Below are 11241 nucleotides of genomic sequence, written 5' to 3'. Positions count from 1 at the left end.
CGTTTTGGCGAAACGTTTCGCCAAAACGGGGTAAAAGAGGCATCCCACCCCGCTCCGCCTGGCCTACACGCTTAGGGTGCAAGGGATCGAGCTTTGGGGGACCCCGTGGGGCACAGTTCTTGACGGACACAACGCATGGACGTTCAACGCTGGATCCGCACTACCTGTATTTTGCTTTCCACGACACTCTGTCTCTGGCTGCTCTACGTCGCCAAGGCCGTGTTCATGCCCCTGGCGCTGGCGGGGATGTTGGCCATCGTTTTCACCCCTTTGTGCCGCTGGCTGGAGAGACGTGGGTTGCACGTTGTCCTTGCCGCCATCTGCTGCGGCTTGGTGTTTGCCTGTCTCATGGGGGGCATCCTGCTCTTGATCGGCTGGCACGTCGGCAAGATCACCAGCGACCTCAACGACATCCGGCTACACTTCGGGGACTTCCTCGACAAGCTCCACGTCCTGGCGCAACGCTGGGGGATGTCTATGCCGCGGGACGGCGTGAACCTGCTGGACACGGCGACGGTGGGCCGCGTGACCGCTACCCTCCTCAGCGTGCTGATCAACCTGGTGCTCTTATTGGTGTATATGATCATGCTGCTGACGATGCGGATGCACATCCGTACGTTTTTCCTAAAGCTCGGACGGCCGGGAACCAACGCGCTGCTCGACCGGTCGGTGGGGATCGTCCGGTTGTACCTGTACGGGATGCTCCTGATCATCGGTTGTCTCTGGATCATGTATGGCGTCGCCTTTTCGCTCATTGGCGTGCGGTATGCGTTGTTGTTTGCGATCCTTTGCGGGATACTGGAGCTGATACCCTTTGTAGGGAATATCACCGGTAACACGCTCACCTGTATCATGGCGTTTACGCAGGGCGGAGGAACGCCGATGGTGCTCGAGATCATCGGGGCGTACCTGGTCATCCAGGGCATACAGTTCTACATCATCTCGCCGCTGGTCATGCGGCACCAGGTCAATATCCATCCGCTGTTTACGATCGTGGTGCTGATCGCGGGCGACCTCCTCTGGGGGATACCGGGGATGATCCTGGCGATACCGGCGCTGGGTATCGTGAAAATATTGTTCGACCAGAGCGAGGATTTCAAGGCGCTGGGGTTTTTGCTCGGGAAGTCGCCAAAACCGGGACGCCAAACACCTAGCCGCCGACGCCCATCTTCCGTCCGATAGCGCTCAGCAACTTATCGAAGGGCTCATTGAATTTTTTGATGCCCTCTTCCTCCAACCGCCCCGCCAGGGCCTCGAGATCGATGTTGGATTCACGCAAACCATTCAGGACGCGTTGCGCGTCTTCCACGCCGTTTTCGAGCGTCAGCCCGGGATGACCATGGTCCAGGAACGCCTTGATGGTTTCCATGGGCATTGTGTCCACCGTGTCGGGCCCGATCAGCGCGTCGACGTATTTGAGGTCGCCATAGGCGGGGTTCTTGGAGCCGGTACTGGCCCAGAGGAGGCGTTGCGGGTGGGCGCCCTGGTCGCGGAGCCTTGCCCAGCGCTGGCTGAAGAAGAGCTCCTTATATATTTGGTAAGCTTCCCTGGCGCAGGCAAGCGCCACCTCCCCTACCCATTCCTTGTGACCCTGGGCTTCCAGGATGGGGTCGATCAGGGTGTCGATTCGGCTCAGGAAAAAGCTGGCAACCGAATGGATGTGGTGGACGGGTTTCCCGGTAGCCAGGCGATCCTCGAGGCCGAGCATATACGCGTCGACCACCGAGCGGTAGCGTTCCAGGCTGAACAACAAGGTGATGTTGATGTTGACGCCTTCCCGGATGGCGGCGCGGATGGCGGGGATGCCTTCCGCGGTCCCGGGAATCTTGATCATGACGTTGGGCCGGTCGACCCGGGACCACAGCGACAGCGCCTGTGCAAGCGTACCGGCGGTGTTTCGCGCCAGACGCGGTGATACTTCGAGGCTCACAAAGCCGTCGTTACCGCGTTCTTCGTCGTACACCGGTCTCAGCAAACCGGCGGCGTCCTGTATATCCTGTATCGCCATGTCGAAGAACGCGGTTTCGGTGGACACGCCGGCCTCGGACAAGCGCCGTATATCGGCGTCGTACAAATCCCCGCTGCTCATCGACTTCTCGAAGATGGTGGGGTTGGAAGTCAAACCGGATACGCCTTCCTTTATGATAAGGTCCCGCAGGACGCCGTTCCGGAGGATATTCCTGTCGATCGAATCAAGCCAGATGCTCTGGCCGAGCTCGTGTGTTTGTCTGATAGTCGTTGTCATATACAAGACATCGGGAATACCATACCAAAGTGGCAAATCTTTTGAACCGTTTACCGGAAACGCTGATCATGAATAAACAAGTAGGCGACTTTGTCGTGGAACGATTGATTTCCTGGGGTGTTACGCGCGTTTTCGGTTATCCCGGGGACGGAATCAACGGGGTCATGGGTGCCCTCAATCGGGCGAAGGAACGCATTGATTTTGTACAGACAAGACATGAAGAAATGGCCGCATTCATGGCTTGTGCGCATGCCAAGTTCACCGGCCGGCCGGGGGTCTGTATGTCGACGTCGGGGCCGGGCGCTATCCATTTGTTGAACGGGCTCTACGATGCCAAAATGGACCACCAGCCGGTTGTAGCCATTGTGGGGCAACAGGCGCGTATGTCCATGGGCGGGGATTACCAGCAGGAGGTGGATTTGCTTTCTTTATACAAAGATGTAGCGCACGAATTCGTCCATATGGCCACCGAGCCCGCGCAAGTGCGTCACCTGATCGACCGCGCGCTCCGGATCGCCCAGGTCAACCGCACGGTGACGTGCGTGATCCTGCCCGCCGATGTGCAGGAGTTGGACTATGCGGAACCACCCCATCTGCACGGGAGCGTACACACGGGGATGGGCTATTCGCGGCCGGAGATCGTCCCGCCTTTCGACGACCTTCAGCGGGCCGCCGACATCCTCAACCACGGTTCCAAGGTGGCTATCCTGGTAGGCGCGGGCGCCTTGCACGCCGCGACGGAAGTGAGGGAGATCGCGGACATACTGGGCGCGGGCGTCGCAAAGGCATTGCTGGGCAAGGCCGTGTTACCGGATGACCTGCCGTATGTGACGGGCGCCATCGGTTTGTTGGGAACCAAGCCCAGTTATGACCTGATGATGGAATGCGATACGCTGCTCATGGTGGGCACGGCCTTTCCATACTCCGAGTTCCTGCCCAAAGAAGGCAAGGTAAAGGCCGTACAGATCGACATCGACGGCCGAATGCTGGGGTTGCGTTATCCCACCGACGTCAACCTGCAGGGAGACAGCCGCAAAACCCTCCAGGACCTGATCGCTCTCCTGGAATACAAAAGCGACCGGAGCTGGCGGGAACACATTGAAGCCGAGGTGAGACGCTGGTGGAAGGTCGCCGAAGCGCGCGCCATGAACAGCGCCCATCCCATCAACCCCCAACGGGTATTTTGGGAAATGTCCCCCCTCCTACCCGACCGTTGCATCCTCACGGCGGATTCCGGGTCTTCGGCTTCGTGGTTCGCGAGGGATCTGAAGATCCGGGAGGGCATGATGGCATCGCTTTCCGGTAATCTCGCCACCATGTGTCCCGGCGTGCCCTACGCCATCGCCGCCAAATTCGCGTACCCGGACCGGGTGCCGGTGGCGATGGTGGGTGACGGCGCAATGCAAATGAGCGGGATCAACGAGCTGATCACGATCGCCAAATACCGTAACCGCTGGGAAGATCCGCGGATGGTCATCCTGGTACTGAACAACCAGGACCTCAACATGGTCACGTGGGAACAGCGGGTCATGGTGGGCGACCCGAAGTTCGAGGCTTCGCAGGATGTCCCTCCCTTCAACTATGCTGAGTATGCGAGGATGATCGGGCTCGAAGGGGTCAGGATCGAAACTCAGGACGAGGTCGTGCCGGGTCTTCAAAGGGCCTTTGCCGCCGCCGGTCCGGTCGTGATCGACGTGTTGACCGACCCCAGCGTCCCCCCCCTGCCACCCCACATTACGCTCAAGCAGGCGAAAGCTTTTACGTCGTCGGTGTTGAAGGGCGATGACAATGCCTGGGATATGATCCGGCAGACGTACAAGGAAGTCGTCGAAAACTACCTACACTGATGGACGGGATACTCAGCGTCGACGTATCCGCCTATACGATACCTACGGAATCGCCCGAATCCGACGGCACGCTCGAATGGGACAGTACCACGCTGGTGTTGGTGCGCGTCCGCGCGCGCGGTTCTGAAGGGTTGGGCTACACCTACGCGCACGCAGCCACCGCGTACTATATCCACAAAGCTCTCGTGCCGCTGCTCATTGGGAAGGACCCATTCGACATACCCGCGCGGCGGAACGACATGATCCGCCACATCCGCAACCAGGGGGAGGCCGCCATCGCGATGATGGGCGTGTCCGCGGTGGACATCGCCCTTTGGGACTGGAAGGCCCGCGCCCTGGGGTTGCCGCTCTGCAGGCTGCTGGGGCAGGCCCGCTGCAGTATGCCTCTTTACGGCAGCGGTGGATTTACCTCAATGCCCGACGAAGATCTGGCGCGCCAGTTAGGCGGCTGGGTCCTGGGCGGTCTGGCCGCGGTAAAGATCAAGGTGGGCCGTGGCAACGACACCCACCGGGTGCAGGTTGCCCGTGAAGCCGTCGGCCAACGGACGGCGCTGTACGTCGACGCCAACGGCGCCTATAACGCCAAGCAGGCGCTTCACTATGCGCGGCTGTGGGAAGAACAAGGGGTGGAATGGTTCGAGGAGCCGGTGCCCTCGGATTACCTGGACAACCTGCGGTTGATCCGGTCGCAGACGCCGATGAAGATCGCCGCGGGAGAATACGGCTACCGCGCCTCCTATTTTCAAGCCATTGCCGGGTCGGTCGACGTGCTTCAGGCCGATGCCACGCGCTGCGGCGGCATCAGCGGCTTCCTGGAGGCTGGACACCTTTGCGCCGGGCGCGGGTTGCTCTTCTCGTCACACTGCGCGCCGTCGGCTCATTTGCACGCAACCCTGTCGCTGCCCGAATTCTATTGCGCCGAATACTTCGCCGACCACGTACGCGTGGAGAAGATGCTGTTCGACAGCTCGGCGATCGTTAGTAACGGGTCGCTGGCGCCCGATCTATCGCGGCCGGGGCTTGGGATCTCATTCAAGGAAAAAGACGCCGCGGCTTTTAAGGTGCTGTGACCGGCGTTGTGATAAAAGGCCTAAATAATAACATTATGAAATTCGATTACAGTACATACGATACCCGTTACACCACGCCCCAGTCCGAAGGCGTGGACGTCGGTGCGCTGGAAAAAGATTTAAAAGCGGCGATCGGCGGCGAAGTGCGCTTTGACGCCGGCAGCCGGGCAGCCTATTCCACCGACGCCTCCAACTACCGCCAGATCCCGTTTGGGGTGGTGTTGCCAAGGACGGAAGAAGATATAATAAAAACGATCGCCATCTGCGAAAAGCACCGCGCGCCCGTGGTGTCCCGCGGCGGCGGCACCAGCCTCGCCGGCCAGACGTGCAACGTGGGGGTGGTGCTGGATATGTCGAAGTACTACAACCAGGTGTTGCAGCTGGATAACCGGGCGAAGACGGTACGGGTCCAGCCCGGCATCGTCCTGGACGTGATGAAGGAATCCACCGAAAAACACGGCCTTACTTTCGGGCCGGACCCATCCACTCACAACCACTGCACGATCGGCGGTATGCTGGGGAACAATTCATGCGGGACGCATTCGATCATGAGCGCCTTCTACGGATACGGGGCGAAAATGGAAAGCAATACGGCGGAAATGACCGTGGTCACTTATGATGGGATACGCATGACCGTGGGGCGCACCAGCGACGAAGCGTATGAGCGCCTCCAAAAGGAGGGCGGTCGAAAGGCGGAAATATACAGGAGATTAAAGGAACTGGTTAAGAAGTATGAAGTTCAGATCCGGGCAAAATTCCCCAACATCCCCCGCAGGGTGTCCGGCTACAATCTTCCCGAATTGTTGCCCGAGAACGGCTTTAACGTGGCCGGGGCGCTCATCGGTTCGGAAGGCACGTGTGTAACCATCCTGGACGCCACCGTGCGGCTGATGCCCACCCCCAAGGCTCGGTCGTTGGTGGTGCTGGGATACCCCGACCTGCCGGATTCCGGGCGGCAGGTGCCGGAGATCATGACCTACAAGCCGATAGGGCTGGAAGGCATCGACGATCTTTTGATCGATAACATGAAGAAAAAAGGGCTGCATACTGAAAACCTCACGTTGCTGCCCGAGGGCCATGCGTTCCTGCTGGTCGAGTTCGACGGGGAAACGAAAGCGGAGTCCGACGCCAGGGCCAGGCATTTGATGGCACGGTTGAAGGCTGGCAAGCACCCGCCTACGATGCGGCTGTTCGACGACCCGGCCCAGGAAAAGATGCTCTGGAAGATCCGGGAGTCGGGCCTTGGCGCCACCGCGTGGGTGCCCGGGCAACCCATCACTGAGGAAGGCTGGGAGGATTCCGCCGTTCCGCCCGACAAAATCGGGGACTACCTGGAGGACCTGCGTAACCTCTTCCGGACATACGGCTGGGACATACCGCTCTATGGTCACTTCGGACAGGGGTGCGTCCACTGCCGGGTGCCGTTCGACCTTCTGACGGAAGATGGGCTCCGGCAATATAAGCGGTTCACCACCGAGGCCGCGCACCTCGTGGTGCGTTATGGCGGGTCGATTTCGGGCGAGCACGGGGACGGCCAGTCGAAAGCCGACCTGCTGGAGATCATGTACGGCCCCGAGCTGATCCAGGCCTTCCGGGAGTTCAAGGAGATATGGGACCCGCAGTGGAAAATGAACCCGGGCAAGATCACCGAGCCCTACGGTCAGACGGCCAACCTCCGCACCGGTACGCCCTATCACCCTAAAGAGCCCGTGACGCATTTCCAGTATCCCGACGACACCTTTAGCTTTTCAAGGGCGATGATGCGCTGCGTCGGCATTGGCGAATGCCGCCGTCACCAACAGGGGGCGATGTGCCCCAGCTATCGTGTCACGGGCGAGGAAGAACATTCGACCCGCGGCAGGGCGCGGCTGTTGTACGAAATGCAGATGGGCGACGTCGTCTCGGGCTGGAAGGACAAGCACGTCCGGGCGGCGCTCGACCTTTGTCTTTCGTGTAAGGGATGCAAAGGAGACTGTCCCGTCAACGTGGACATGGCGACCTACAAGGCGGAGTTCCTTTCGCATTATTACAAGGGCCGGCTTCGTTCGCGCTCGGCGTATGCTTTTGGCCTGATCCACCGCTGGGCGCGGCTGGCGTCCCTGGCCCCCAGGGTAGCGAATTTCTTCACGCAGACACCGGGCATACGGTCATTGAGCAAATGGATCATGGGAGTCGCCCCCCAGCGGCAGATACCGAAGTTCGCGCGCCATACCTTCAAGCGCTGGTTCTTTCACCGGAAAGGGAACGGCGGGCAGCCGGTCCTGTTGTGGGCGGATACGTTCAACAACCATTTCTTTCCGCGGGTCCTCCGGTCCGCCACCGAAGTCCTGGAAGCCGCGGGTTTTAAGGTGATTGTTCCGCGGGCGAACCTTTGCTGCGGGCGCCCGTTATACGACTATGGCATGCTTGACACGGCGAAGAAACTTTTGCGCAATATTTTGGACACCCTGGGACCGGAAATACGGGCAGGTATGCCGGTGGTGGGTCTCGAGCCGAGCTGTACGGCGGTCTTCCGCGACGAATTGTGCAACCTTTTCCCACACGACGAGGACGCGCAGCGGCTAAAGGCACAGACCTATACCCTGGCGGAATTCCTAAAGGAAAAGGCGCCGGCGTTCGATGTTCCCCGGCTGGGGGGCGAGGCGCTGGTCCACAGCCACTGCCACCAACACGCCCTGATGGGGATGGATGCGGACAAACGTGTGCTGGAGGCGCTCGGCTTGCATTACAACCTGCTTGATGACGGATGTTGCGGCATGGCGGGCTCCTTTGGATACGAAGCGGGCGAGCATTATACCGTCAGCGTCAAGGCGGGTGAGCTGGCTTTGCTGCCAGCCGTTCGGAAGGCGGAGGCGGATACCCTGATCATCGCTGATGGTTTTAGCTGCCGGGAACAGATTTTGCAACAAACGGAAAAACGCCCCCTGCACACCGCCGAGGTGATACGGATGGCGTTGGAAAGAGACCGCGTCAAATGGATACACGACACAACACAGCCCCGGGCGCACCCGGCAGCCCCTCCACCTGGACCTCCGGCGCCAAAACAGGGCTAGGCAAGGCGCTCAACGCAGCATCCGAGGTGACCTTCACCTTAAGCAAAGGCATCCTCAACGAGATTTACTTCCCCCGGGAAGACACCGCGTGCACCAAGGAATGCGGTTTTGCCGTCGCGGACGGCCGGGGATTCTACTCGTTGGAAAAGGGAGACTCCTCGCATATGGAGAAGATGTTCAGACCCGGTATACCCGCCTATCGCATAAAAAATACACACCCCCGCTATACCCTGCTCAAAGAGATCGTCACGGACCCTTACCGGGACACGCTCCTGCAGCGGGTACGGTTTACGGCAACCGACGGTATCTGCCGTCCCTACGTTTACCTGATCCCGCACATTTACAACCAGGGCATGGCCAACACCGGCTGGGTGGCGGACTACAAGGGCGTGCCGATGCTTTTCGCGTCCAACGACGGGATCACCCTGGCGCTCGCCTGCTCCACCGGCTGGAGGAAGCGCACGGTGGGTTATGCCGGGGCGTCCGACGGCCTTACGGACCTGGCGCGCCATACCACCCTTACGGCGACGTATGACCGTACGGAGCCCGGCAGCATCGTCCTTTGCGGGGAGCCGGCCGGCAACGGGAACTTTGTCCTCGCCATCGGCTTCGGAGTCACCGAAAGCGAAGCGGGCAACCAGGCGTGGTCGAGCATCCTGGACGGATTTTCGATCGCCCGGGACCGGTATATCGAGGAATGGGAGGAATATCAAAAGCGCTTGCTCCGCAAACGGAAAAGCGAAGAGCGCCGGGGCAGGCTTTTCAAGGAAAGTGCGGCGGTGCTGCGGATGAACGAGTCCAAGCGCTTCCCGGGCGGCATCATCGCCAGCCCCGCCGTGCCCTGGGGCGACGCCCGGGGGGATAAGGACGGGATCGGCTACCACCTCGTCTGGCCGCGTGACCTCGTGGAAAGCTCGTGGGGGTTCCTCGCGCTGCGGTCCAACGAGGACTGCCTCCGTATATTGAATTACCTGGTCTCCACGCAGGACGTCGATGGCAAATGGAGTCAGAATATGTGGCTCCAGGGCCAGTCCAAGGACCACGGGATACAGATGGACCAGGTTGCGCTGCCGATCCTGCTGATGGATTCCTGTTATCACGCGCGTATCCTCGACAGGGAACGGTTTGAGCGCTATTGCGACTGCCTGGTTCGCGCGGTTTCGTTCCTGGTCCGCAAGGGCCCTTACACAGGGCAGGACCGCTGGGAGCAGCAGGCGGGGCTTTCCCCTTTTACGCTGGCCACGGAGATCGCCGGGCTGCTGGCGGCGGCCTTCCTGCTGGAGCGGCTCGGGCGGAAAGGCCCGGCTGCCTATCTGCGCGAAACGGCCGACTACTGGACGGCGCAGATCGACGAATGGACCTACGTCAGGGACACCTCTACCTCGGCCCGCTGCGGTGTGGAGGGATACTATATACGGATCAATCCTTACTATGCACCGGCGCAGTCCGTTAGGGACAGGATCGTCACCGTACGGCATCACCCCGGGGGCGAGGGCGATATCCCCGTGGGCGACCTGGTATGCGTGGACGCCCTCGCGCTGGTCCGCTTCGGTCTCCGCGCCGCGGACGACCCCCGTATCCTGAATACCGTAAAGGTCATCGACGACCTTTTGAAAGTAGAAACGCCGGTGGGGCCCTGCTGGAAGCGTTTTGTCAAGGACGCCTACGGCGAGGACACGCAAGGGCGCCCCTATGTCGACACAGGACTGGGCCGGCCTTGGCCGCTGCTTACCGGCGAGCGCGCCCACTACGAGATCGCGGCCGGGAACTTCAAAGGCGCGCGGGAGCTGATGAAGACGATGGAGCAGTTCGCATGGAACGGCCTTTTCCCGGAGCAAATCTGGGACGCGGAGCCCCTGCCGGAGATGGGGCTGTATCCCGGGCGATACACGGGCTCCGCCATGCCGCTGACATGGACGCACGCTGAATACGTGAAGCTTGGGGCTTCGCTCGGCGAAAAGCAGGTATTCGACATGCCGTTGCACACGCGGAAAAGATACCTGGAACAACAGACGGCGTCGCGGCTGCACGTATGGCGGTTCGACCGCCAGTCCTCGCCGGTACCCGCGGACCGCTCGGTCCTGCGCGTGGAGGTAAACACGGCGGCGCTGGTGCGGTGGACAGCAGACGGGTGGGCTACGTCACGGGAGACATCCACGCGGGACAGCGGCCTGGGGATACACTACGCTGACCTCGCCTTTACGCCCGGGACACCGGCGGTTACTTTTACCTTCTATTGGCGAGACTCAGACCGGTGGGAGGGCAGGGATTTTACGGTTCCCATCGGGTAAGGGCCCGTACCGCCCGTCTCTTGCGCCGGAATTTCAGCCGTTCGAGGTTATCCTTGAGCCTCAGGACGGCGGGCGTATGCACACCCTCTTTGATACCGGCGTTTATCATAGATACGCCCATACGGCTGTCGACAAAACGACCGGCTTCGTCGGCGAGCCGTTTGAGCTCATCCGGGGTCTTGTCTACGGTATATTGCATGTCTTTCAAGACCTTCCGGATGGAATGGATGGTTTCATCGGCCAGGGGTCGTTCCCCGAGCAGGGAACGGACCCGGGTTCGCTCCTTCCTGAGAAAGGCCTTGAGCGGTTTTTTGCGTGGACGCTGCCCGGCCATCCTGACCTGTTTGCGGACGATCGAAGGATCATAGAGGTTTTGCCAGCGACGTTCGAGGCCTGCCGCGTGCGCCCTGGCCCAGGCCGCCAGCTCGGGCGGCTTTTCGTGGAGGCTGCGCAAAAACAGCTGGATATTGCGGAGCTCGCCCAGAAGCCGGTAGAGCTCCTTGAAGTCGGCGTTCAGCCCCCGGCGGCCCTTGCGGCCCCAGCAGCGCAGCAACGCCCTGAATTTCTTTACGGTCGTGCGGATACGGTGCACGGCTTCTTCGTCGAACCGCGGGGCCAGCGCGGCGCACATCCGCGAAAGGCGCTTCCCGTATTTCCGAAGGGAACGCCGGAATTTCTTCGAACGCATCGGTCACTGTTTAGGTGCTGTCCGTGGCATGGGTGTCCTTATTATGA

At 60.6% G+C, this 11241-nt stretch carries 7 protein-coding genes; 5 read left to right on the top strand and 2 right to left on the bottom strand.

Annotated elements, in window-relative coordinates:
• Positions 1–135 precede the first annotated feature (135 nt).
• Positions 136–1182 carry an AI-2E family transporter gene (locus tag VL547_RS19630; protein ID WP_325581106.1) on the top strand — a complete coding sequence of 349 codons (1047 nt, stop codon included), beginning with the start codon at positions 136–138 and terminating at the stop codon, positions 1180–1182.
• Here the strand turns inward: VL547_RS19630 and tal are convergent.
• Positions 1151–2245: a transaldolase gene (tal, locus tag VL547_RS19625; protein WP_325581104.1), complete on the bottom strand. Its 1095-nt coding sequence runs from the start codon at positions 2243–2245 to the stop codon at positions 1151–1153. The two genes, VL547_RS19630 and tal, sit on opposite strands and share 32 nt — an antisense overlap.
• Before the next feature lie 68 nt (positions 2246–2313).
• Here tal and VL547_RS19620 point away from each other — a divergent pair, with 68 nt between their 5' ends.
• From VL547_RS19620 to VL547_RS19605, 4 genes are read left to right on the top strand one after another with little or no spacing between them, the layout of a single operon-like run.
• Positions 2314–4092 (top strand): thiamine pyrophosphate-requiring protein, encoded by a 1779-nt coding sequence (locus VL547_RS19620; RefSeq protein ID WP_325581102.1) that lies wholly within the window; start codon positions 2314–2316, stop codon positions 4090–4092.
• A complete protein-coding gene (locus VL547_RS19615; protein ID WP_325581100.1) occupies positions 4092–5162 on the top strand; it encodes an enolase C-terminal domain-like protein in 1071 nt (356 codons plus the stop codon). The genes VL547_RS19620 and VL547_RS19615 overlap by 1 nt, the downstream gene beginning before the upstream one ends.
• A gap of 35 nt (positions 5163–5197) precedes the next feature.
• On the top strand, positions 5198–8215 hold the full coding sequence (locus VL547_RS19610; RefSeq protein ID WP_325581098.1) for an FAD-binding and (Fe-S)-binding domain-containing protein: 3018 nt from the start codon (positions 5198–5200) through the stop codon (positions 8213–8215).
• A complete protein-coding gene (locus VL547_RS19605; RefSeq protein ID WP_325581096.1) occupies positions 8137–10506 on the top strand; it encodes a glycoside hydrolase family 15 protein in 2370 nt (789 codons plus the stop codon). Before VL547_RS19610 ends, VL547_RS19605 begins: the two co-directional genes overlap by 79 nt.
• Here the strand turns inward: VL547_RS19605 and VL547_RS19600 are convergent.
• Positions 10487–11194, bottom strand: coding sequence for a CHAD domain-containing protein (locus tag VL547_RS19600; protein WP_325581094.1), 708 nt, complete (start codon positions 11192–11194; stop codon positions 10487–10489). The genes VL547_RS19605 and VL547_RS19600 overlap by 20 nt on opposite strands.
• Positions 11195–11241 lie beyond the last annotated feature (47 nt).

It is taken from the genome of Dinghuibacter sp., assembly GCF_035492835.1.
Classification (GTDB): Bacteria; Bacteroidota; Bacteroidia; order Chitinophagales; family Chitinophagaceae; genus Dinghuibacter.
The sequence above is the reverse complement of the archived record's forward strand: the minus strand, read 5'-3'. Positions and strand labels throughout refer to the sequence as shown.